Consider the following 21326-nt stretch of genomic DNA (forward strand, 5'->3'; position numbering starts at 1 on the left):
CCCACGCCCCTCCTCCGTGTTCGACTACGCGCCCGGCTTCTGCTTGTCGTGCTTGCGCGGCTCGCGACGGGACTTGGCGTCCTCGATCTGGCGGATCATCTCCTTGCGCACCTCGGTCAGCGCGATGTCCAGCTCGGCCTCGTGCGACGTGGCGACGAACGGCGGCCACCCGGAGAGGAACGCCTCGAACGTGACCTTCTGGTCCTTCTGCCCGCGTTCCTTCACCGACAGCGCCAGGTCGACCTGCGCGGGCTGCCAGGTGTTGAGGTGCGGCGCGAGGTTGGCCAGGGCGTGGACCACCCGGCCCTGGTCGCTCGGGCCGAACCCGTTGCCCAGTCGGAGTCGCTGCTCAAGGACTTCGGTGTCACTCATGGAACCACGCTACTTGCTCTCTAGTCCCGCCGCGCGACTGCCGCGTAGAAGCCGACGTGTTCCGTCCTCTGGGTGAGTTCGGGAGTGTGGTCGTGGTGCCACTGGGTCGCGTCGACCAAACCGGGCGGGACCAGCTCCAAGCCGTCGAGCATCGCGGTGATCTCGGCGTGGCTGCGGGTGTACACGGGGTTGGCGGATCGCTTGTAGACGGCCAGCGCGCCCGCGGCCTGCTCGGGGTTGTGGTCGGACGTCACGTGCGACATCACGACGTAGCTGCCGGGCACGACGACGTCGCGGTAGGCGCCGAGGACGTCCTGCGGGCGGCGCTCGTCGGGCAGGAAGTGCAGGACGGCGACGGCGAGGACGGCGACCGGCTTGCTGAAGTCGATCATCTCCAGCACGGCGGGCGCGGTCAGGACGTCCTCGGAGACCGTCAGGTCCGCCCTGGTCACGGTGGCGTTCGGGTTGTCGCGCAGCAGGTGCTTGCTGTGCGCGTACGCGACCGGCTCGATGTCGACGTAAGCGACGCGGCTCTCCGGGGCCAGGCCCTGGGCGACCTCGTGCACGTTGCCGACCGTCGGGATGCCGGACCCCAGGTCGAGGAACTGGCGGATGCCCTGCGACACGCAGAAGCGCACGGCGCGCGCCAGGAACGCCCGGTTGGCCCGCACGGCTTCCCGCATCCACGGCATGACCTGGATCGCCTGCTCGGCGAGCGTCCGGTCGGCCTGGAAGTTGTGCGCCCCACCCAGGTAGTAGTCGTACATCCTGGCCGGGTTCGGCTGCTCGAGGTCGATGTCGTCGACCCCGTACCGCTCCTGTGTCACTGCGCCTCCTGTAAACCGAGGAACTCCTCGAGCTGGGCCACGACGAACGCGTGGTCCTCCGCCTGGGGCAGCCCGGAGACGCCGACCGTGCCGACGGGGCCGACACCTTCGACGATGACCGGGAACACCCCGCCGTGGGCAGCGTAGAGGCCGGGATCCAGCCTCGACGACTCCTCGAAGGTACTTCCTTCGACCTTGAACTGGGTGCCGACGTAGTACGAGCTGTGCCCGTAGCGGTCGACGACCCGCGTCTTGCGGTCGATCCAGTCGTCGTTGTCGGCCGACGTCCCCGGCAGCGCGGCGTGGTAGATCCGCTGCCCTCCCCGGCGCACGGAGATCGTGACGGCCAGTTCCTCGGCGCGCGCGGCCTCCAGCAGGTGGGCGCCGAGCGCGAGCGCGGTGTCGTTGTCGAAGCGGGTGAACCGCAGTCGTTCTTCCTGGGCCGCCAGTTCGGCGAGCAGTTCGGCGCTCACACCGCCACGACCTGACCGGTGTTGGCGGACTCGAACGCGTCCTCGATGATCTCCAGCGCGGCGATGGACGACTCGGGGTCCACGGGCAGCGGGCCGCCGTCGCGCAGCGCCGCCACGAGCTGGACGTAGAACTGCTCGTACCCGCCGTTCTCGCTCGGGACGGGCTTCGTGTCGTCCCCCAGGCCGAGGGAGCCCCACGCGGACTCCGGCTCGACGCCCCAGCCCTCCTGGCCGGGACGCCTGCCCGCGAGGAGCGCGTCCTCCTGGCCGTCCATGCCGTGGCTGGTGAACGCGGCCTGGTCGCCGAGGAGGCGGAAGCGCGGGCCGTTGTTCGCGGCGGCGGCGCTGGCCCACAGGTGCGAGCGGACGCCGTTGGTGTGCGTGAGCGCGACGAACACGTCGTCGTCCACGAGCGCGCCGGGGCGGCGGCGGTTCAGCTCGGCGTACACGCTGCGGACCGGCCCGTTGAGCTGGAGGGCCTGGTCGACGAGGTGCGCGCCGAGGTCGTAGAGGAGGCCGCCCGCTTCCTCGGGGGCGCCGAACTCGCGCCAGTTGTCCCAGATCTCCGGGACCCAGCGCTCGTAGCGCGACTCGAACCGGCTGAGGGTGCCGAGCTTCCCGCTCCGCACGACCTCCTGCACGGTCCGGAAGTCGCTGTCCCAGCGGCGGTTCTGGAAGACGGTGAGCGGGACGCCCTTGGCCTTCGCCGCTTCGACGACGCGCCGGGCCTCGGCGGCGGTCGGGGCGAACGGCTTGTCGACGACGACCGGGATGCCCCGGTCGATCGCGGCGAGCGCGAGGTCGACGTGGGTCTTGTTCGGGGTGCCGATCACGACGAGGTCGACGCCCGACGCGAGGAGGTCGTCCGCGGTGTCGAGCAGGTCGACGTCCGGGTACGCGGCGGTCGCCTGTTCGCGGCGTTCGGGGCTGGTGGTCACGATCGCGGAGAGGGCGAGGCCGGGTGTGGAGCTGATCAGCGGCGCGTGGAAGACGCGGCCCGCGATCCCGTACCCGATCACGCCGGTGCGGAGGTCATCTGCCATGTGGAGTATTAAAGCAACGCTGTGGTGTAATCGCCAGCCAAAACGGACAACTCATGCGATCATGGCGCCGTGGCGAACTTGCGGTTCCTGCGTGGCTACAACGACGCGGTGGTGCTCGGACTCGCTCGCCGTGGCGAGCCCCTGACGAGGGTCGAACTGGCCGAGCAGAGCGGGCTCACCCCCCAAGCGGTGTCCAAGATCGTCAGCAGGCTCATCGCCGACGGTCTCCTCGTCGACTCCGGGCGGCGCAACGTCGGCGTCGGCAAGCCCCGGACGCTCGTGCGCCTGGTGTCCTCCAGCAGGTTCGCGCTCGGCGCGGCCGTCGAGCGCGACGAGCTGCGGGTCGTCCTCGCGGACCTGTCGGGCGCGGTGGTGGACCGCACGGTCACCGCGCTGCCCCGCGACTTCGGGCCCGCCGTGTTCGTGGAGGAGCTCGCCAACCTGGTCGACGTCCTGCGCTCCCGCAACGACGTGTCCGACGAGCGGCTGCTCGGCGTGGGCATCGGCTTCGTCGGCCCGCTGGACCACCGGGACGGCGTGGTGCACGACGCCACCGGCCTCGTCGGCTGGCACGACGTGCCGCTGCGCGACCTGGCCGCCGACCGGCTCGGCCTGCCGGTCGTGGTCGACAAGGACACCAACACCGCGATGATCGCCGAGGCCTGGCGCCGCGGTGACGAACTGCGGCACGCGGCGCTGGTGATCGTCGGCACGGGTGTCGGCGTCGGGCTGCTGCTCGACGGGCAGGTGCACCGGGGCGCGCGCACGAACGCGGGGGAGTACGGGCACACGACCATCCAGCTCGGCGGTCCGCGCTGCGCGTGCGGCCGGTCCGGGTGCGTGGAGATCGTGCACAACCTCGCCGTCGCCGCCGGTGACCTCAAGGGTGCGGTGACGGTGCTCGGCATGGCCGTGGCGGGGCTGGTGCAGTTGCTGGACCTCGACCACGTCGTGCTCGGCGGCCGGGTCGTGCAGGGCGCGCCGGACTTCTACGCCGACGCGATCCGCGAGGTCGTGCGCGAGCAGGTGCCGCGCTCGGACTGGCTGGAGGTCGAGATCAGCGTCAGCCCGCTGGGTGACGACCTGGTCGCCGCCGGGGCCGCGATGCTCGTGCTGAGCGAGTTCTACAGCCAGCGCGGACCGTAGTGGAGGAAAGTACTTTCCAAGTTGGAAAGTTAGTGGCATCCTGATCTCGTCGCCCCACGAGGTCAGGAGACGCCATGCACGAACAGCCACCCCCGCGCGAAGCCGCCGAGGCGCTCGCGGAGATCCGTCAACGGCACGAGCAGGTCCTCGACCGGTCGCTGACCCCGAACTGGTTCTGGTGGGCGGTCGGCCTGCTGGTCGTCGGCTTCTCGACCGCCGTCGAGACGGAGAACGGCCTGGTGATCGGCATCGGCACCACGGTGTTCGTCCTCGGCCTCTGCGCCGCCGTCGGCGTCGTGGTGGTGCGCTCCCTGCGCCACGCGCAGCCGCGCAGCGAACTGCTCGGCTCCGCGGGCGCCCGGCAGATCGCGGTGTTCGTCCTCGGGGTGCTGGCCGTGACGCTGCCCGCGTCCCTCGTGCTGGGGGCCCTCGACACGCCGTACGCGGCGACGTGGGGCTCGCTCGTGTGCGCCGTGCTGCTGGGCGTCGGAGGGCCGATCCTGATGCGCCGCGTGCGGGCCACGATGCTGGACCGCGCCACGAAGGGATCCCGATGACCGAAGCCAAGTTCGACGACCTGGTGCACGCCCCCACCCGGCTGTCCATCGTCTCGCTGCTGGCCGCGGCGGAGTGGGCGGACTTCAAGTTCCTCCGCGACACCGTCGGCATGTCGGACTCGGCGCTGTCCAAGCAGCTCACCACGCTGGAGGACGCGGGGTACGTGGAGATCCGCAAGCACTTCGTCGGCAAGAGGCCGCGCACCTCGGCGAGGCTCACGGACGCGGGCCGCACCGCGTTCGACGGGCACGTCGCCGCGCTCCAGGAGATCGTGGCGCGCGCGGGCGCCACCGTGCTGCCGGGCTAGTCCTCCAGCACGCGGCCGACGGCCCGCGCGTACATGCGGTCCGGGCTGGGAGTGGTCGACGGGGTCAGGAAACCGGGCAGCATCGGCAGGTCCACGGCGAACGGCAGCAGCCCCTCGAACAACGTCGTCGCGTCGGCGGGCCTGCGCTCCGGGTCCTTCTCCAGCATGTCCTGCAACAACTCGTCCAGCGCCACCGGGATCCTCGGCACGGACGACGGCCGCTGCTTCACCTGCTTGTCGAACACCGTGTACGCCGTGTCGCCGGTGAAGAGCTGCCTGCCCGTCAGCATCTCGTGCAGCACGCAGCCCAGCGCGTACAGGTCGCTGCGCGGTTCGGCGTTGCCGCGCTGGATCTGCTCCGGCGCCATGTACGCCGGGGTGCCGAGCATCTGGCCCCACCGGGTGAACTGGGCGACGTCGGACTCCCGCAGCACCGCCAGGCCGAAGTCCAGCACCTTCACGCTGCCGTCCGGGCACAGCATCAGGTTCGTCGGCTTCAGGTCGCGGTGGCAGATCGACAGGCTGTGCGCGGCGGCCAGCACGGCGCACGCCTGCGCGGCGATCGACGCGGCCCACGGCACCGGCAGCGGGCCGTGCTCGCCGACCAGGTCGGCGACCGTGACACCGTCGATGAACTGCATCACCTGGTACATGCGGTACTCGAAGACGCCGAAGTCGTAGAGGACCGGCGCGCCCGCGTGCTCCAGCTTCGCCAGGATGCGGGCCTCGCGGGTGAAGCGGTGCTCCATCTCCTCGTCGCGCCTGCCGGGTAGCTGCAGGAACTTCACCGCGACGCGGCGGTCCAGGTGGCGGTCGTACCCGCCGTGCACCGCGCCCATCCCACCCTGGCCGAGCGGCAGGTCGTCCAGCTCGTACCTGTCGGCGATGAGCATCCGGCCTCCCGTCCGCGCTAGTCCCCCGGTCGGAGGTGACCGTCCATCAGGCCGCCGAAGCCTAGCCGGATCACGCTTTCCCCCAGCGCCGCAGTCTCGCGCAGCGCGTCCTCCAGTGTGCCCAACTGCCGGAACGCGCGTCCGTAGGCCTGCTGTTCGGCCAGCGGCAGCCGCGGCACCTGCGTGCGGCGGGCGTCGACCCGGCTGGAACCCTGGTGGGCCCGCGACGCGGCCGCGCGCAGCACGCCCGCGAGGAAGTACGGGTCGAGCCTGGTCGGGTCGACCCGGTAGACCGCCAGGTACGGCCCCAGGATCGCCTGGTAGCCGACGACCCGCGCGGTGCCCATCGGCGACGCCACCACGTCACCCGGCTCCACCTCGACCAGGTCCGGGTCGGGTGCCGTGCGCTCCGACGGCTCCACGCCCGCCGCCAGGTCGTCCGCGGTCAGCACCGGCAGTTCGCCGTTGCCGGTGGTGAGCTTTGCGCCCGCGTGCTTCATCGTCAGCAGCCCGGCCTTGGCCAGTTCGCCGATCGTCGTCATGGGCGGCGCCTGCTGCGACGCCTTGTCCAGCTCCGGCGTCGGCAGCACCGTCTTCGTCAACGCCGTGAGCGCCTCGACGAACGCCAGGTGCGTGTCCTCGCCACCGCTGCGCCGCAACGACTGCACGGCGGGGCTCAGGTCGACGTCCTCGTCCAGCAGGTCCACGATCGGCACGGAGTGGCCGCCCGCGTGGTCGGTCTGGAACGCCGCCCACCTGCGGTCCACAGTGGACAGGTCGTCGACCTCGGTCAGCAGCACGTGCGACGGCGTGCGGTCACCGGCGTCGGGACGGCGGAGCAGCCACAGGTCCGGCCCGGCGGGCAGCGTCACGATCGCCCGGAGCGCCCCGGCGCGCAGCAGGTTCGCCCTGATCCGGCGCCCCGGCCGTCGGCTGGCCGCCGCCGACGGCATCAGGATCGCCACCAGGCCACCGGGTTTGGCGTGGCTCAGGCAGTGCTGCACCCAGGCCAGCTCCGACTCGCCGCGCGGCGGCAGCCCGTACTCCCAGCGCGCGTCGCCCGCCAGCTCCTCGTAACCCCAGGAGCGTTCGGTGAACGGCGGGTCGCACACGACCGCGTCGGCCAGCTCGCCCGCGAAGCCGTCCTGCCGCAGCGCGTCCCCGACGCTGATCTCGCCGGGCTGTGAGCGAAGTCGCAACCGGTGCGACGCGATGGTCGCGGTGGTGTCGTCGATCTCCTGCCCGAGCACCCGCGCGGCGGGCGTGTCCACGAGCATCGTGCCCAGGCCGCACGCCGGGTCGTACAGCGTGCCGCCATCGGGCCTGGTCAGCCGCACCAGCAGGGCCGCCACGTCCGCGGGTGTCGCGTCGAGCTGGCGGGAGTGCGCCTCCAGGTAGCGCGCGCAGAGGAACTCGAACGCCTCCAGGGCACCGCGTTCGGCCGCCAGGGGTGCCAGCGTGCCGCCGTCCTCCGACAGCAGGTCCGCGCCCGCGCCCGCCACCCGGTCGCCGAGGCCCAGGTCGTCGCCCGCTCCGCGCAGCCACTGCCAGGCCCGCTCCACGGGGGACACGTCGACGCGCTTCCCGTTGCGCCGCAACCAGTCCTCGACCTCGTTGAGGGAGAACAGCGGGCTGGACGCGGTGCCGCCGACGGGCTGGGGGAAGTCCTCGTGCCGTCGGCGCCAGTTGCTCACGGCAGCACGCCCCACGTCGACGAGGCGGGCGATGTCGCCCGCGCTCACGGTGGCGTCCTGGTCCATGCCATACACACTAGTTCACAACCGATGCACAGTGGTTCTGCTTGTGAACCGAATCAACCAATGTTTCACTGTTGTCATGACGCACAACCGGCTCGCCCACGCCGTTGGCACCCATCCAGGGCTCCGCCGCGAGCTGAACGAGGATTCCGCCTGCGCCGAGCCGCCGCTGTTCGCCGTCGCCGACGGCATGGGCGGACACGCGTTCGGCGAGATCGCGAGCGCCACGGCCATCGACGTGCTGGCCCACTACGACGTCAGCGGCGACCCCGTGACCGCGCTGACGGCGATGATGGACGAGGTCGCGCTGCGGCTCACCGACATGGCCGAGCAGGACCTGCGGATGCGCGGCATGGGCACCACCCTGACCGCCCTGCTGTGGGTCGACGGCGCCAAGTTCGCCGTCGCGCACATCGGCGACTCCCGGTGCTACCTCGTCCGGGACGGCGAGATCCAGCAGGTCACGCGGGACCACACGATGGTGCAGGCGCTGGTGGACGAGGGTCGGATGCCCGCCGAGCAGGCCGCGCTGCACCCGCGCCGGTCGATGCTGATGCGCGCGCTCCAGGCGGGCAACTCGCCCGAGCCGGACGTGTTCCTGCACGAGGCGCAGGTGAACGACCGGTACCTGCTGTGCTCCGACGGCCTGTCGGACGTCGTGCCGCCCGAGGCGATCCTGGAGGTCCTCGCGGGGACCGAGGACCGCGACGAGGTGGTCGTGAAGCTGATCGCGCTGGCCAACGAGGCCGGTGGGCCGGACAACATCACCTGCGTGCTGGTGGACGTCGTGAACGACGAGTGGCTGGCCCACTGGAGCGGTCGACTGCTCTAGGCCCCCGCCGGGGTCGGTCGGACGTCGGCGTGCTGGACGGGCCACGACGTGGCCTCGTCCACCAGCGCGCCCTCGAGCCTCGCCCCGGTGAGGTCGGCGTCGCGCAGGTCCGTGCCGCGCAGGTCGGCGCGACGGAGGTCGGCGTCCCGCAGGTCGGCGCCGGACAGGTGCGCGAGGGCCAGGTTGGCGTCCACGAAGCTGGTCTCCCGCAGGAAGCTCCCGCGCAGGTCGGCCGACTTCAGGTCGCTGCCGTCCAGCACGGTGCCCTGCATCCACGAGTGGGCGAGGTCGCTGTGCCGGAGCTGGGTGTTGATCAACCCGCCCTGGTACACCTGCACGCCGCGCAGGTTCACCCTGGACAGGTAGAGCTTCTTGTCGTCCGGGAACTTCCGGCGGGTGCTCGGCCGGTCGGCGCGGTGGCGCGGGAACGAGATCCGCTGGGCCAGCACCTCCACGGCCGTCTGGATGTCGGGGTGGGCGATGAGCAGCCACCGCCGCTCCTCCGGGAGACCGTCGTCGTCCCCGCGCGGTGAGTTGTTGCGGATGAACGCCCCCAGGATGAACTGGACGGTGTCCCGGTCGGCGGGCGAGTTCACGGCGATGCGCTTGAGCGCGTAGATCCCGCCGATGCGGACGTCGACCTTGTCGCTGCCGATCTGCTCGACGGCCTTGGTGAACCGGTCGGTGAGCTGGCCCTCCCGGTTGACCTGGACCTGCCACCAAGTGGCCGCGGCGCCGATGACCACCAGCAGGCCTGCGCACATCTGGAGCAGGGCCGAGCGGACGTTGTTCTGCAACTGCCCCTGCGCCTGCTGGAGCTGGATGCGGGTCTCGGCGTTCGCCACGCCCCGCAGGTCCGCGTCCGTCAGCGACGGGTGGAACAGCGGCGGCAGGACCTCCAGGCTGGCGACCACGACGAGCGCCAGCAGGATGATCGCCGCGGACACGGCGCGGAACGTTCGACTCGTCACGAGCCGATCTTCGTCAGTCGAGCCCGGCCGCGTCCAGGTCGAGCAGGTCCCGCAACGCCGCCGCGCCCGCCGGGGTCACGCGGACCGCCCGGCCCGTGCCGGTGCGGCGGACCCAGCCCCGGTCCTGGAAGTGGGCGCACACGTGGGCTCCGGCCGTGCCCGCCAGGTGGGTGCGCCGTTCCGTCCAGTCCAGGCAGGGACGGCCGAGCGGGCGTCTCGCCGTGCGGAGCGCGGTCGGGTCGGCGGCCAGCGGGCCGGTCAGCCACGCCAGACCGGCCTCGGTGACGGTGAAGCCGTCGGTCTGGGCCAGGTAGCCGTTGGCGGTCATGGCGTCGGTGATCGCCACGCCGAGGCGTCCGGCGAAGTGGTCGTAGCAGGTGCGGCCCCTGGCCAGCGCGGCGGACGCCGTGGAGGAGCGGAGGGTCCGCGCGGGCTCCGCCGGTTCCACGTGCGCCACCAGGTCTTCCAGCAGGTGCGCCACGCGCTGGTCCGCCAGTTGCACGTAGCGGTGGCGGCCCTGCCTGCGCTCCACGAGCAGACCGCCCGCCACCAGGCGGCCCAGGTGCTCGCTCGCCGTGGACGGGGCCACACCCGCGTGGGCCGCCAGTTCGCCCGCCGTCCACGCGCGGCCGTCCAGCAGGGCAACGCAGAACGCGGCCCTGGTGCGGTCCGCCAGCAGTCCAGCCAGGTTCGCCAGTCCTTCCACGGGGACGACGGTAGGCCGTCGACGGTTCGGCGCGCGCCGAACCGTCGACCGCTTAGCGTTCCGGGCATGCTGACCGATCCGGAGTACACCGTTCCGCCGGTGCCCGACGCCGTTGACGGCGTGGCGTGGTTGCGGGCGTCCGTCGCGCGCTTCAGCGAAGGCGTGCCGCACCGGCGGCGGCGGGCGGTGGTCGAGGCCGAGCTGGCGGCCGTCGACCCAGGAGCGCTGCGGGACCTGGCCGCGCGGAGGCGGAGCGGCCCCGTGGAGGTGCTGGCGGAGGCGCTGGGGCTGTCCGTGGCCGCGGAGGACGTCGAGGTGGTCGCGCGGTCCTACCAGCCCCACACGGCGATCACCGACGAGGCCGACGAGGCACTGGCTCGGCTGGTGGCCGCGTGCGGGGCGTACGACGAGGTCACCGCGAACCGGATCGGGTTGCTGGTGCAGGCCTGCGCGGCCACGGCGGCGCTGGTCGCGGGCGTCCACCCGCCCGTGCCGACCACCCGGCGGGTCGCCCCGGACGGCGCGGTGGTGGAGGTCGACCTGACCGACCACCCCTTCGGGCTCGGCGCGCACGCCTGTCCCGGTGAGCGGCACGCGCTCGCCATCGCGGAAGGGCTGGTCCGATGACGTTCCACGACCTGCACCACGCCGACCGGCCGCTGGTGCTGCCCAACGCCTGGGATTTCGCGTCCGCCGCCGCGCTGTGCGCCGCCGGGTTCGCGGCGATCGGGACGACGAGCCTCGGCGTGGCCGCCGCTGCCGGGCTGCCGGACGGCGAGGGGGTCACGCGGGACGAGACGGTGGCGCTGGCCCGGCGGATCGTGGGGCTGCCGGTGCCGGTGACCGTGGACATCGAGTCCGGGTTCAGCGTCGACGTCCGGGAACTGGCGGCGGAACTGACCTCGCTGGGCGTCGCGGGCGTCAACATCGAGGACGGGCGGCCCGGTGGGGTGCTGGCCGATCCGGTGGAGCAGGCCCGGCTGGTGCGCGCGGTCAAGGACGGCGGGCCGGGGTTGTTCGTCAACGCCCGCGTGGACACCTACTGGGTCGGCGCGGATCAGGGGTCCACAGTGGACCGTGCGTTGAGGTACCGGGACGCGGGCGCGGACGGGGTGTTCGTGCCGGGATTGGCGCGGGAGCTGGAGATCGCCGCCGTGGTCGAGGCGGTTGACTTGCCGCTGAACGTCCTGCACGTGCCCGCGCTCGGCGTGGAGCGGTTGGCGGGACTGGGGGTTCGGCGGATCAGCACGGGATCGCTGCTGTTCCGGGCCGCGCTGCACGCCGCGGTCGAGACGGCGAAGGCCGTCCGCGACGGTGGTCCCGTCGCGGACGGCGTGCCGACCTACGCCGACGTGCTGGCCCTGACTACGCCGGGTTCTGGGCGTGGGTCAGGGTTTCCCAGGCGATGAACAGGTTGTCGGTGCCCTGCGGGCGCTGCTGCTCGGTGTAGCGCTGGGTGTTGGCCATCGCGATGCCCAGGCGGGTGTTGAGCGCGTTGAAGGCGACCTCGGTCGTCGGGCCGAGGTTCTGGTTGCGGGTACCGCCGCACAACCAGGACGGCATCGCCTCCAACTGGTAGCGGGCGTGCAGGCCGTACGCGTGGCGCATCCGGTCCTGGTTCTCGCCCCACAGGTCCTGGCCCTGGTGGTGGGCCGTCTCGGCGATGTGCGCCGCGGCGGCCAGGCCGTAGCCGGTGTGGGTGAAGTCGCGGCACGTCTCCTGGCTGACGCCGTCCTGGAACGTGGACTGGTTGTGCCAGTAGGAGACGATCTCCGCGCGGGTGTCGATGCCGCTGCCGGGCGGCGTCTTCGGCAGGGCGCCGTCGCTGGTCAGGTAGATGTACGCGGGCAGCCTGGTGCGGAAGATGGACACCGCCCTGTCGTAGGCGGCCTTGTCCTCCAGGAAGACCGCGATGCCGATCGAGGCCTCCATCATGCTGAGTTCCCAGTTGCCGTTCGTGTTCGCCAGGCCCGCCTGGATCTCCGGCAGGTAGACCGTGCGCAGCATCGTGGCGAACCGGGTCGCGTTCGCGGCGGGCCAGCCCGTGTAGGTGTAGCGGATGATCTCGGCGGCCTTGGGCCACGACGAACCGGACCACGCCGTTTGCAGGCGGGCGTTGCTGTTGGTGTGGTCCTTGATCACCGGGGACCACGCGTCCATGATCTGGATCGCCTTGTCCGCGTACCGGGCGTCCTTCGTGACGTACCAGGCGAGCGACAGCGTGTACGCCGCGATGGCGTCCTCGCGTTCATCGGTGCAGCCGTAGTTCGGGTTCGAGTAGGAACCGCATTCGACGACCGCGCGCGGCTTCGGCGTGCGGGTCAGGGACGCGTACTTGCTCCCCATCATCTGGTCGTAAGCGGATTTCCACGGTTGTGCGTTCGCGAGCACCTTGGTGCGCATGAACTCCAGTTGTGGCCTGCTGACGAGCACGCCGGGATGGGTGAACGTCGCGGGCGCCGCGATGGCCACACCTCCGGCGGGTGGCGGGGCCGCGGCGGTCGCCACCTGGGTCCCGGCTACCGTGAGCAGGGTCGACAGGGCGGCCACGATGATTTTCCGACGCAGGGGTGAACGGGTCATCAGGTCTCCTCGCAGGGGTTGGGGAGACGGCCAGTGTTAGTGGTCCAGACCAGTTAGGTCAATGGTTTCGAGAACCGGAACTTTTCCCCCGCTTTATGCGCGACCAGGCAAGCTGCGAATTCATCCATGTGAACAGAATTGATTTCCGGAAAGGCCGCCGCACATGCCAAGAGTGACGTTCCAGGACCTCGAACTCGAGTACGACTCCTTCGGCGACCCGGCCGACCCGGTGCTGCTGCTGGTGATGGGGCTCGGCGCGCAGATGACCAACTGGGACACGAGGCTGTGCGAGCTGTTCGCCGCCCAGGGCTTCCACGTCGTGCGGTTCGACAACCGGGACATCGGCCTCTCGACCGAGTTCGGCCACCTGCCACTGCCGGACTTCGCCGCGCTGTCGGCGGGGGACACCTCCAGCGCGCCGTACCTGCTGTCCGACATGGCCGCCGACGTCGTCGTCCTGCTCGACGGGCTCGGGGTCGAGCGGGCGCACCTGGTCGGCGCGTCGATGGGCGGCATGATCGCCCAGCAGGTCGTCGTCGACCACCCCGAGCGCGTGCTCAGCCTGTGCTCGATCATGTCCACCACCGGCGACAAGACCGTCGGCCAGGGCAGGCCGGAGATCGTGGCGACGTTCGCCCAGCCCGCCGCCACGACCCGCGAGGCCGTCATCGAGCAGCGGCTGGTCGCGTCGCGCATGACCCGCTCGCCGGGGTTCGCGGTGGACGAGGACGCGGCGCGCGAGCGGATCGCCGCGAGCTACGACCGGTCGAACCGGCCGATGAGCACGCTGCGGCAGCTCGCCGCGGTCATCGCCTCGCCCGACCGGACCGAGGGCCTGCGCGGCGTGACCGTGCCGACCGTGGTGATCCACGGCTCCGACGACCCGCTGGTCCACCGGTCCGGTGGCGAGGCGACGGCGGCGGCGGTCCCGGACGCCGAGCTGATCATCATCGACGGCATGGGCCACGACCTCCCGCTCGACGTGTGGCCGACCGTCGTGGAGGCGGTGGCGGCTAACGCCAAGCGTGCGCGATAAGACGTGAGGGTTCATCGTCTGTTCACCGGTTGTCCCACGTTGTCAGCGCTCCTGCCTGGACATACTCCGCGACGACGTAGCTGCCGACCCGCGAACGGTGAGCCCCAGACATGTCGCACCACCATCACGATGGCCACGAGCACCACCACCACGAGGTAGAGCCCGTCGAGGGAAGTTGGCAGGACCCGGCGGACGACCGCCCCATCGCGGTCGCCCGCCGGAGGTTCCTCGCCGGGCTCGGTGTCGCCGTCGGCGGCGCCGCTCTGGCGAGCGCGGGCGCGGGCGAGGCCGCCGCGACGCCGCTGCCGACGAACCGGTGGGGGACGCCGCAGCGCTGGTACGCGGGCGACCACCACATCCACACCCAGTACTCCGGCGACGGCCAGTACACGGTCTCGCAGCAGGTCGCCAAGGCCCGCGAGCACGGCCTCGACTGGATGGTCATCACCGACCACGGCGGTGTGGCGCACCAGAAGTTCTCCCTCGACCAGGTCACGCCGGACATCGAGAAGGCCCGCCGGTCGAACCGCGACGTGCTGGTCTACCAGGGGCTGGAGTGGAACATCCCCGGCGCCGAGCACGCGACCGTGTTCCTGCCGCCGGACCGCCACACCGTCGACATCCTGCGCGCGTTCGAGGCGGGCTACGACGGGGGCATCCTGTCCACCGCGGTCGCCAACGGCGGCAAGGGGCTCATCACCCGCTCCACGTCGGCCGACGGCGAGCCGTACGCGCTGGCCGCGCTGCGGTACCTGGAGTCGCAGGTCCTCAGTGGACGGACCGAGATCGCGCTGATGTTCGCCAACCACCCGTCGCGGCGCGGTGTCGACAGCCCGCACGAGCTGCGCGGCTGGCGCGACGCGGCGCCCGGCGTGGCCGTGGGCATGGAGGGCGCGCCCGGCCACCAGGCCGCGGGCATCTCGAAGGCCTCCGGCGGCCGTGGTGGCGCTCGCGGCTACTACGACTCGTCGCCCGGTGTCGACAGCCACCCCGGCTACGCGCCCAGCGCGACCGAGAACCCCTACCGCACCTACGGCGGGTTCGACTGGATGACCGCCAAGGTCGGCGGGCTCTGGGACTCGATGCTGGCCGAGGGCAGGCCGTGGTGGATCACGTCGACCTCCGACGTGCACCAGGTCTTCAACGACACGCTGACGCCCGGCCCGCAGGACTACGACAAGACCGGCAGCAAGGGCGCGCCGGTCGACTCCGGCGTGAAGCAGACCGGTTTCGGCGACTTCTTCCCCGGTTTCTACAGCCGGACCGTCGTCGGCTCGCGGTCGCGGTCCTACGTGGACGTGATGCGCGGACTCCAGGCGGGCAAGGTGATCGCGGTGCACGGCAGGCTGATCGACGGCCTCGACCTGCGCGTGCGGGCCCTGGGCGAGGGTGACAACCAGGGCGTCACGCTGGGCGGGCGCACGTTCGTCAAGCGCGGCGGTTCGGTGGAGGTCACCGTCGAGGTGACCGGCGCGGGCGGCCCCAACTTCGCCGGTGTGGTGCCGAGGTTGGCCAAGCTCGACCTCATCGCGGGCCCGGTCACCGGGCCCGTCACCGACCGCGACACGCTGTCCGCGCCGGGCACGACCGTGGTGAAGTCGTTCGAGGTCACCAAGAACCGGTCGAGGTTCACCTACGTCTTCAAGGACGTCCCCGGCCCGTTCTACCTGCGCGTGCGCGGGTCCGACGGCCGGAAGCTGACGTCCGACGGCGGTCCGGTCATGGACGTCATCGCTGATTCCGACCCGTGGAGCGACCTGTGGTTCTACGCCAACCCGGTGTTCGTGGACGTGATCTAGTGCGCTGGGTGCGGTTGGTCCCGGCGTTCACCTCGGTGGGCGCGCACTTCGACCGCGAAGTGCTGTCCGCGCTGGACAAGGCGGGTGTGTCGGCCGACCTCGTGCTGACCCACGTCGAGCGCGAGGACTCGGTCGCCGTGACCGCGGTGTCCGCCCGGATCACCAGCGGGCTCGCGCCCGGCACCGAGATCGACCCGCCCGTCGAAGGGCGGTGCGCCCGGTTTCCCGGCCAGTCGATCCTGACCGGCGTGCACCACGTCGCGGAGATCGTCGAGGCGACGGCGATCGACGAGGTGGTCGGCATCGGGGCGGCGGTCACGCCGGACACGCGCGTGGACACCGGCGGGTTCGTCCGGCCCGAGTACCGCGACGGGCTGCTGGTGCTGCTGGTCGAACCCGCGGCGGGCGGGGTGTTCCAGCCCGCCGAGGTCGAGCAGCCGCACGAGTGCTGCGCGGGATCGCATTGACGGGTGCTCCTTGGCCGGTCAGCGTCCTGACCGGCCAAGGAGCACCCGCAACCGCTAGGACCGCGCGGGCGTGAGCAGGTCACCGAGTCCGATGCGCTCCAGGAACTCGACCCGGATCCGGTCGGCCACCGCGGAAACCTCCTCCGCGCCGTCGTGGGACGGGTCGACGTGGGTGCGGAACGGCCTGGTGCCATGGGGTAGCCCGACCACCTCGACCACGGCCTCCGCGACGGCCGACACGTCGGCGTCCGGCGGCGCGAGGGCGGCGAGCCGCTCCGCGACCTGCTCCGACAGCCCGGCGTAGCGCGCCTCGTAGGCGGCGACCCTGGCCTGGTCGGCCGGACGCCCGCTGTTCGGGAAGTGGTTGGTGCCCGCGGTGAACGCGCCCGGCACGATGATCGCGGTCTCGATGCCGAAGCGGGCGACCTCGGCGGCGTAGCTGACCGCGATGGAGTCCATGGCCGCCTTGGCCGCGAAGTACGGCGCGAGGTACGGCGGGGTGCCGCCGCGGGTGCTCGTGCTGCCGGTCCACAGCAGCAGACCGTGACCCTGGGCGCGGAGCAGTGGCAGGACCGCGCGGTTCACCCGTTGCGCGCCGAGCACGTTGGTGTCGTAGACCTGCGCCATCTCCTCCGGCGTGAACGCCTCGGTCGGGCCGGTCACCATGTGGCCCGCGTTGTGCATCACGACGTCGACGCGGTCGTGGGCGGCGTGCACGGCGGTGATGGCGGCGTCGGCGGACTCCTGGCTGGACACGTCCAGCTCGACCGACCGCAGGTCGACCCCGTTGTCCCGCGCGTGCTCCGCGTACTCGGCGACCTTGGACGCGTTGCGCCCCTTGGTGTTGCGCATCCCGGCGTAGACGGTGTGGCCGGCTCGGGCGAGGGCCTTGGCGGAGAGTTCACCGATACCGCTGGACGCCCCGGTGATGACGATGACCTTGCTCATGACGTGTGTCCTTTCCGGACGGTGTTAGACGATCCCGCCGTTGGAGCGGATGACCTGGCCGTTGATCCACCGGGACGGGCCCGCGAGGAACGCGACGAGGTCGGCGAGGTCGGTGGGCTGGCCGAGGCGCTCCAGCGGGGCGGCCTTAGCCATGGTGGCGATGGTCTCGTCGTCCTTGCCGTCCAGGAACAGCGCGGTGGCGGTGGGGCCGGGGGCGACGGTGTTGACCGTGATGTCCCTGCCGCGCAACTCCTTGGCCAGGATCATCGTGATGGCCTCGACGGCGCCCTTGGTGGCGGCGTACGGGGCGTAGTTCGGCATCCGCAGGCCGAGCACCGACGTGGAGAACGTGATGATCGCGCCACCCTCGCGGACCCGGCGGGAAGCCTGCTGGCCGACGACGAACGTGCCTCGGATGTTGGTGCGGTGCATGCGGTCCAGGGCGTCGAAGTCGATGTCCGCCACCGGCGCCAGGTACATGGTGCCCGCGGCGTGGACGACCACGTCGACCCCGCCGAACGTGGACTCGGCCGCGTCGAACAGCGCGGTCACCTGGTCGACCTCGGCCACGTCCGCCTTGACGGCGATGGCCTCCCCGCCCGCGCCGGTGATGGCGTCCACGGCGGCCTTCGCCTCGGTCTCGTTGCCCGCGTAGTTGACGACGACGGCGAAGCCGTCCCGGCCGAGCCGCTCGGCGCTCTCCCGGCCGATGCCGCGGGAACCACCGGTGACGATCGCGACGCGCTTGCTCATGGTCTTCTCCTTCGGGGTGTGGGGTATCGCCGGGTGTCGCTCGGTGCGACAACCGCTGGTGCTGCTGGACTTGGGGTACTAGTCGGTGAGGCGGGTCAGCCACTCCTGGAGCAGGCCCGTCTCGGCCGCCGTCAACTTCTCCTGCGGCGACCGGCGCAACTGGGCGCCGAGCGCGGACGCCGTGCCGCCGTTGTCGGCGACCGGGGTTCCGCCCGGAACCAGGATCGCCGCGTGGATCGCGTCCCGGACGCGGGTGGAGACCTCCGGCGCGTAGAGCTCGCGCCGGGTGATGAGGACCAGCGCGACACCGGTGTTGGCCGACATGACCATCTGCGCGGCCACCTCGGGTGACACGCTCAGCCTGCCCGCGGCGGCACACCGCTCGACGACCCGCAGCAGGAGCTGGTGGGCCTCGACCGCCGCGGCGGGCGTGCCGCTCACGGTGGGGGAGTACATGAGCCGGTAGTAGCTGGGGTTCTCCAGCGCGAACGCCACGTGGGAGTCCCAGCCGTTCCGCAGGTCCCGCACGGGGTCCTCGGAGGGCACGGCGGCCCGCTTGCCCGCCAGGTACTTCTCGAAGCCGTGGTCCACGACCGCCGAGAGCAGGCCTTCCTTGTCGCCGAACTGCCGGTACAGCGCGGGGGCGCCGACACCGGCGGCCTCGCAGACCGCCCTGGTCGACACGTCGGCGATCGGCGACTCGGCGAGCAGCTCGGCCGCTGCTTCCAGTATCCGTGCTCTCGTGCTCATGGAAGCAACGCTAACACAAGGATCGTAGCGACGCTACCTCTGAGGTGGAAGCGTTGCTAACGCCGCTGGGGGCCGCTCCCGACGTTCGGCAGCGACCCCCGGCGTTTACGCTGGTCAGGAGTGCTGTCGCACCTCCACGACCGTCAGCTCCGGCGACGCGAGGACGTCCCGCTCGCAGAAGCGCTCGGTCACCCACTGCTCCTTCGAGTACAGCTTCGTCTGATCGCTGAAGTGCGCGGACGTCGAATCGGACGACTGGGAGTACGCCAGCAGCGTCGCCGCGTCGGGGCACCCGTCGCCGTCGAACGACACCACGTGCAGGTAGGTGGCCCCGTGCTGCATCTCGGTGTAGCCCCTGGCCGGGTCCCAGGGACCGCGGATGGAGTTGAAGACGCCCAGCCCGGCCGTGCCACCGTTGATCGGGATCCGCTCGCCGTTGCGCACGACGTACTGGTTGTCGCCCAGGGGCGCGTTGAGCGGGATGCCGGCCGCGCGCAGTTCGCCGACGGCGGCGGTCAACGCCTGCCCGATGGCCGGGAGGTCGGTGTTCAGCGTGTTCGGCGTGCCGATCGGATCGGCCGCGTTGAACGGCACCTTCCACGCCGCGCTGCCCGCCGTGGTCCGGACCTTGGCCCAGAACCGGTCGAACAGCAGCGCGCCACGGCTGTCCACGTCGTGGTCCCGGTCCCAAGTGGACAGTGCTTCACACGCTTCCGCGAGGTCGGCGGACATCGTGCGGCACAGCCGGACGGTGTCGTCGACCGCCAGGTCCGCCACGAAGTCGTGGTTGGAGAACATCAGGTCCTGCACCGACTGCCGGGTGTGCTTCGCGCCCTTCGCCAGCTCCGTCAACGCTCCGCGGGTGCGGGCGGTGCGCTCGGTGCCGGTCGTGCCGAAGATCCGCGAGAAACCCGTGACCGGCTGCGCCGGGTTCGTCAGCCAGTAGCTGTCGTTCGAGTTCTCCAGGAAATCGTCGCGCCGCAGGGAAGGCAGCTCCGACGGCCCGAACACGCCGGGCTGCACGGCGTCGCCGTCCCGACCCCACGCGCAGTCGCCCCGCGACCCGTCCAGCACCGCGAGCCCGTCCGCGGCCCACATCTGCTTCCCCAACTCGGTGTTGCACCGCGCCGCGCGCTCGTCGGTCACGTTCGGCACGGTGTGCAACTGCGAGTACCGGGCCTTGCCGCGCGAGTCCGTGATGAAGATGTTCATCCACGGCAGGCCCTGCGTCTCCTCCAGCGCCCGGAACGCCGACGCCGTGTCACCGGCCCGCGACAGCCGTTCCATCGAGTTCGCGAACCGCAGGTTCTCGGCGTTCGCGTCGGCCAGCGAGTACGCGGTCTCGGCCGTCCACGGCAGGTCCCGCCCGTTGGCCGCGGTCACGACCGGCCCGTACCGGCTCCACCACCGCGGCTTCGTCACGGTCGTGCCGTCCTGCACGGTGACCGTCACGTCGCGGCGCACCATGTCCTCCGCCTTGCCGTCCACCAGGTACTTCGTCGGCGATCCCGGCACCAGGTCCAGCGCGAACAGCGTGAACGTCTTCGTCGTGTCCGCCGCCGTGCCGCTCCACGCCATCGTGGAGTTGTGGCCCAGCCACAGGAACGGGACGCCGACGATGCCGGCGCCCGCCACGTCCAGCCGTCCGGGGATCGTCAGGTGCGACTGCCACAGCCGCAGGTCGGGCGTGTTCCACGGCAGGTGCGGGTTCGCCAGCGACAGTCCCCGCCCGTTCGCCGTCCGCTCGGAGCCGAGCGCGATGGCGTTGCTGCCGATCGACAGTTCCGGGTCCTGCACCGCGATCCCGTCCGCCGCTGATCCCAGCCCGAACACCATGCCCAGCGCGTACATGTGCCGGTAGACGTCGATCTCCGTCATCGGCCGCAGCCACGCCGCTCCGGCGCACGCCGGGTCGGTGATCTTGGTCAGGCGTTCCGACACGCCCGCCGCGTACCCGGCGACGGCTTCCCGCACCTCGGGTGACGGGCCCATCCGGTCCCGGCGCGCGGCGAGCCGCTCCACGACGCCGGTGTCGTTGATCCCCTGGAAGTACAGGTCGCTGGCCAGGTTCGTCCGCGCCCGCGACAGCCCGCTGCCGGGGTTCGCGTCGGCGCCCAGGTACCGCGACCGCGTGCCGGACGTCGTCAACATCGTCTGCGCCAACGAACACGCGTTGTCCGTGGCGGCGGCGTATCCCTGGCCGAACCCGAGTCGCCGGTAGTCCGTCGCCACGACGTGGGGGATGCCGTACTCGGTGTACCGGATGGTCGCGCTCAGCCCTCGTGCCTCGGCTGCCGCGGCCCCCGTCCAGATCAGGGCCACCGCTGTCGCGGCGGCCGTCAACTTGCCTAGGAGCAGCACGGGTGCTCTCCTTTCCGTGGGGAGTTCGAACTCGGTGAAGGCACGTCCCTCGGGACGTGTTGGGTGCGCGCTTCCCCTTCCTGGGTCGTCGAGTTGCCGCTCGGCGACCCAGGGCCCCTACTCGGGTTTGGGGAAGGCGATGAAGCGCAGCAGGACTTCCCGCGCGTCAGCCGGGACGTCCTCCCGCCAGTACCTCTTCAGCAGGGCCAGGTAGTCCTCGAAGAACTCCCCCAACTCCTCCTGCGTGACGACGATCGACCCGCGCGAGTACGGGACCGCGTCCCCCCAGGACCCCATTCCCCCGCTCTGCGCCTGGAACTCCTTCCAGGCCGCGAGGTCCTCGGCGAGTTGAACGGCGTTCAACTCGTCCAACGCCGCCGCCATCTCCGCGCTCTGCTCGTACCGCCGCGGATACCGCAGGTCCCGCTTGACCACCCGCCACCACCGCTCCTTGCCCTTGCCGAGCGAGGGCTCGTCCTCGACGAACCCGTGCTTGGCCAGCTCACGGAGGTGGTAACTGGTCGACCCGGTGTTCTCCTGGAGCGCCGCGGCCAACGTCGTGGCCGACGCGGGCCCACGCCGCAGTTCGGCCACGATCCGCCGCCGGAGCGGGTGGGCCATGGCCTTGAGCACCGCCGGGTCGGTGATCTCCTCGGGCTGCGACATGGGGCGACCGTAGCGTGCAGAGATTTCTTTGCACAGGTTTCTCGGCAAAGATCGGGGTGATCCCTGAGACCGTTGGCT

Annotated in this window: 23 protein-coding genes; 9 read left to right on the forward strand and 14 right to left on the reverse strand. The window is 71.4% G+C overall.

What is annotated here, in order from left to right; translation table 11 throughout:
• Positions 1-24 precede the first annotated feature (24 nt).
• The 4 genes from NZH93_RS44475 to NZH93_RS44490 are packed head-to-tail and all read right to left on the reverse strand — an operon-like array spanning position 25 to position 2715.
• The gene (locus tag NZH93_RS44475; protein WP_259629386.1) at positions 25-372 is read right to left on the reverse strand and encodes an HPF/RaiA family ribosome-associated protein; all 348 of its coding nucleotides are present in this window, start codon (positions 370-372) and stop codon (positions 25-27) included.
• A 20-nt stretch (positions 373-392) separates the two neighbouring features.
• Complete coding sequence (locus NZH93_RS44480; protein ID WP_259629387.1) at positions 393-1199, reverse strand: SAM-dependent methyltransferase; 807 nt, start codon at positions 1197-1199, stop codon at positions 393-395.
• On the reverse strand, positions 1196-1672 hold the full coding sequence (locus tag NZH93_RS44485) for a heme-degrading domain-containing protein (RefSeq protein WP_259629388.1): 477 nt from the start codon (positions 1670-1672) through the stop codon (positions 1196-1198). Before NZH93_RS44485 ends, NZH93_RS44480 begins: the two co-directional genes overlap by 4 nt.
• Positions 1669-2715, reverse strand: a complete 1047-nt coding sequence (locus tag NZH93_RS44490) for a Gfo/Idh/MocA family oxidoreductase (RefSeq protein ID WP_259629389.1) — start codon at positions 2713-2715, stop codon at positions 1669-1671. Before NZH93_RS44490 ends, NZH93_RS44485 begins: the two co-directional genes overlap by 4 nt.
• A 69-nt stretch (positions 2716-2784) precedes the next feature.
• Between NZH93_RS44490 and NZH93_RS44495 the strand changes: the two genes are divergently transcribed.
• The 3 genes from NZH93_RS44495 to NZH93_RS44505 all read left to right on the forward strand — a co-directional run bounded on the left by NZH93_RS44495 (position 2785) and on the right by NZH93_RS44505 (position 4726).
• Positions 2785-3861, forward strand: a complete 1077-nt coding sequence (locus NZH93_RS44495; RefSeq protein WP_259629390.1) for an ROK family transcriptional regulator — start codon at positions 2785-2787, stop codon at positions 3859-3861.
• Positions 3862-3935: 74 nt separating this feature from the next.
• Positions 3936-4418 carry a hypothetical protein gene (locus NZH93_RS44500; protein WP_259629391.1) on the forward strand — a complete coding sequence of 161 codons (483 nt, stop codon included), beginning with the start codon at positions 3936-3938 and terminating at the stop codon, positions 4416-4418.
• Positions 4415-4726 carry a winged helix-turn-helix domain-containing protein gene (locus NZH93_RS44505; RefSeq protein ID WP_259629392.1) on the forward strand — a complete coding sequence of 104 codons (312 nt, stop codon included), beginning with the start codon at positions 4415-4417 and terminating at the stop codon, positions 4724-4726. Before NZH93_RS44500 ends, NZH93_RS44505 begins: the two co-directional genes overlap by 4 nt.
• On the opposite strand, the gene NZH93_RS44510 is transcribed toward NZH93_RS44505, so the two are convergent.
• Both NZH93_RS44510 and NZH93_RS44515 read right to left on the reverse strand, forming a co-directional pair.
• Positions 4723-5619, reverse strand: coding sequence for a serine/threonine-protein kinase (locus NZH93_RS44510; RefSeq protein WP_259629393.1), 897 nt, complete (start codon positions 5617-5619; stop codon positions 4723-4725). The genes NZH93_RS44505 and NZH93_RS44510 overlap by 4 nt on opposite strands.
• 17 nt (positions 5620-5636) lie before the next feature.
• Positions 5637-7379: an N-6 DNA methylase gene (locus tag NZH93_RS44515; RefSeq protein WP_259629394.1), complete on the reverse strand. Its 1743-nt coding sequence runs from the start codon at positions 7377-7379 to the stop codon at positions 5637-5639.
• Between the two features lie 76 nt (positions 7380-7455).
• Between NZH93_RS44515 and NZH93_RS44520 the strand changes: the two genes are divergently transcribed.
• Entirely contained in the window at positions 7456-8208 is a 753-nt protein-coding gene (locus NZH93_RS44520) for a PP2C family protein-serine/threonine phosphatase (protein WP_259629395.1), read from the forward strand.
• On the opposite strand, the gene NZH93_RS44525 is transcribed toward NZH93_RS44520, so the two are convergent.
• Both NZH93_RS44525 and NZH93_RS44530 read right to left on the reverse strand, forming a co-directional pair.
• Positions 8205-9179 carry a pentapeptide repeat-containing protein gene (locus NZH93_RS44525; RefSeq protein WP_259629396.1) on the reverse strand — a complete coding sequence of 325 codons (975 nt, stop codon included), beginning with the start codon at positions 9177-9179 and terminating at the stop codon, positions 8205-8207. The genes NZH93_RS44520 and NZH93_RS44525 overlap by 4 nt on opposite strands.
• A gap of 13 nt (positions 9180-9192) precedes the next feature.
• A complete protein-coding gene (locus NZH93_RS44530; protein WP_259629397.1) occupies positions 9193-9885 on the reverse strand; it encodes an ArsR/SmtB family transcription factor in 693 nt (230 codons plus the stop codon).
• A gap of 66 nt (positions 9886-9951) precedes the next feature.
• Between NZH93_RS44530 and NZH93_RS44535 the strand changes: the two genes are divergently transcribed.
• Together NZH93_RS44535 and NZH93_RS44540 are read left to right on the forward strand one after the other, a co-directional pair.
• Positions 9952-10512 (forward strand): hypothetical protein, encoded by a 561-nt coding sequence (locus NZH93_RS44535; RefSeq protein ID WP_259629398.1) that lies wholly within the window; start codon positions 9952-9954, stop codon positions 10510-10512.
• Positions 10509-11294, forward strand: coding sequence for an isocitrate lyase/PEP mutase family protein (locus tag NZH93_RS44540; RefSeq protein ID WP_259629399.1), 786 nt, complete (start codon positions 10509-10511; stop codon positions 11292-11294). The genes NZH93_RS44535 and NZH93_RS44540 overlap by 4 nt, the downstream gene beginning before the upstream one ends.
• Here NZH93_RS44540 and NZH93_RS44545 read toward each other — a convergent pair.
• On the reverse strand, positions 11251-12468 hold the full coding sequence (locus NZH93_RS44545; protein ID WP_259629400.1) for an alginate lyase family protein: 1218 nt from the start codon (positions 12466-12468) through the stop codon (positions 11251-11253). The genes NZH93_RS44540 and NZH93_RS44545 overlap by 44 nt on opposite strands.
• 163 nt (positions 12469-12631) lie before the next feature.
• Here NZH93_RS44545 and NZH93_RS44550 point away from each other — a divergent pair, with 163 nt between their 5' ends.
• The 3 genes from NZH93_RS44550 (at position 12632) to NZH93_RS44560 (ending at position 15770) form a co-directional block, all read left to right on the forward strand.
• A complete protein-coding gene (locus tag NZH93_RS44550) occupies positions 12632-13504 on the forward strand; it encodes an alpha/beta fold hydrolase (RefSeq protein ID WP_259629401.1) in 873 nt (290 codons plus the stop codon).
• A 110-nt stretch (positions 13505-13614) separates the two neighbouring features.
• Positions 13615-15303 carry a PHP domain-containing protein gene (locus NZH93_RS44555; protein WP_259629402.1) on the forward strand — a complete coding sequence of 563 codons (1689 nt, stop codon included), beginning with the start codon at positions 13615-13617 and terminating at the stop codon, positions 15301-15303.
• Positions 15304-15311: 8 nt separating this feature from the next.
• Positions 15312-15770, forward strand: a complete 459-nt coding sequence (locus tag NZH93_RS44560; protein WP_259629403.1) for an ACT domain-containing protein — start codon at positions 15312-15314, stop codon at positions 15768-15770.
• Between the two features lie 54 nt (positions 15771-15824).
• Here the strand turns inward: NZH93_RS44560 and NZH93_RS44565 are convergent, their stop codons facing one another.
• The 5 genes from NZH93_RS44565 to NZH93_RS44585 all read right to left on the reverse strand — a co-directional run bounded on the left by NZH93_RS44565 (position 15825) and on the right by NZH93_RS44585 (position 21248).
• Complete coding sequence (locus tag NZH93_RS44565; RefSeq protein ID WP_259629404.1) at positions 15825-16718, reverse strand: SDR family oxidoreductase; 894 nt, start codon at positions 16716-16718, stop codon at positions 15825-15827.
• A 24-nt stretch (positions 16719-16742) separates the two neighbouring features.
• A complete protein-coding gene (locus NZH93_RS44570) occupies positions 16743-17471 on the reverse strand; it encodes an SDR family oxidoreductase (protein ID WP_259629405.1) in 729 nt (242 codons plus the stop codon).
• Positions 17472-17549: 78 nt separating this feature from the next.
• On the reverse strand, positions 17550-18221 hold the full coding sequence (locus NZH93_RS44575) for a TetR/AcrR family transcriptional regulator (protein WP_259629406.1): 672 nt from the start codon (positions 18219-18221) through the stop codon (positions 17550-17552).
• 114 nt (positions 18222-18335) lie between these two features.
• Positions 18336-20582, reverse strand: coding sequence for a penicillin acylase family protein (locus NZH93_RS44580; protein ID WP_259629407.1), 2247 nt, complete (start codon positions 20580-20582; stop codon positions 18336-18338).
• A gap of 117 nt (positions 20583-20699) precedes the next feature.
• Complete coding sequence (locus tag NZH93_RS44585) at positions 20700-21248, reverse strand: helix-turn-helix domain-containing protein (RefSeq protein WP_259629408.1); 549 nt, start codon at positions 21246-21248, stop codon at positions 20700-20702.
• Positions 21249-21326 lie beyond the last annotated feature (78 nt).

This window comes from Umezawaea endophytica (assembly GCF_025061645.1).
Taxonomy (GTDB): Bacteria; Actinomycetota; Actinomycetes; order Mycobacteriales; family Pseudonocardiaceae; genus Umezawaea; species Umezawaea endophytica.

Excerpts from the sequence above, each read along its gene's own strand:
- NZH93_RS44570 (WP_259629405.1), bottom strand. The coding sequence starts at position 17,471 with ATGAGCAAGCGCGTCGCGATCGTCACCGGTGGTTCCCGCGGCATCGGC.
- NZH93_RS44585 (WP_259629408.1), bottom strand. The coding sequence starts at position 21,248 with ATGTCGCAGCCCGAGGAGATCACCGACCCGGCGGTGCTCAAGGCCATG.
- NZH93_RS44555 (WP_259629402.1), top strand. The coding sequence starts at position 13,615 with ATGTCGCACCACCATCACGATGGCCACGAGCACCACCACCACGAGGTA.
- NZH93_RS44475 (WP_259629386.1), bottom strand. The coding sequence starts at position 372 with ATGAGTGACACCGAAGTCCTTGAGCAGCGACTCCGACTGGGCAACGGG.
- NZH93_RS44535 (WP_259629398.1), top strand. The coding sequence starts at position 9,952 with ATGCTGACCGATCCGGAGTACACCGTTCCGCCGGTGCCCGACGCCGTT.
- NZH93_RS44505 (WP_259629392.1), top strand. The coding sequence starts at position 4,415 with ATGACCGAAGCCAAGTTCGACGACCTGGTGCACGCCCCCACCCGGCTG.
- NZH93_RS44565 (WP_259629404.1), bottom strand. The coding sequence starts at position 16,718 with ATGAGCAAGGTCATCGTCATCACCGGGGCGTCCAGCGGTATCGGTGAA.
- NZH93_RS44500 (WP_259629391.1), top strand. The coding sequence starts at position 3,936 with ATGCACGAACAGCCACCCCCGCGCGAAGCCGCCGAGGCGCTCGCGGAG.
- NZH93_RS44545 (WP_259629400.1), bottom strand. The coding sequence starts at position 12,468 with ATGACCCGTTCACCCCTGCGTCGGAAAATCATCGTGGCCGCCCTGTCG.
- NZH93_RS44540 (WP_259629399.1), top strand. The coding sequence starts at position 10,509 with ATGACGTTCCACGACCTGCACCACGCCGACCGGCCGCTGGTGCTGCCC.
- NZH93_RS44550 (WP_259629401.1), top strand. The coding sequence starts at position 12,632 with ATGCCAAGAGTGACGTTCCAGGACCTCGAACTCGAGTACGACTCCTTC.
- NZH93_RS44520 (WP_259629395.1), top strand. The coding sequence starts at position 7,456 with ATGACGCACAACCGGCTCGCCCACGCCGTTGGCACCCATCCAGGGCTC.
- NZH93_RS44575 (WP_259629406.1), bottom strand. The coding sequence starts at position 18,221 with ATGAGCACGAGAGCACGGATACTGGAAGCAGCGGCCGAGCTGCTCGCC.
- NZH93_RS44515 (WP_259629394.1), bottom strand. The coding sequence starts at position 7,379 with ATGGACCAGGACGCCACCGTGAGCGCGGGCGACATCGCCCGCCTCGTC.
- NZH93_RS44490 (WP_259629389.1), bottom strand. The coding sequence starts at position 2,715 with ATGGCAGATGACCTCCGCACCGGCGTGATCGGGTACGGGATCGCGGGC.
- NZH93_RS44510 (WP_259629393.1), bottom strand. The coding sequence starts at position 5,619 with ATGCTCATCGCCGACAGGTACGAGCTGGACGACCTGCCGCTCGGCCAG.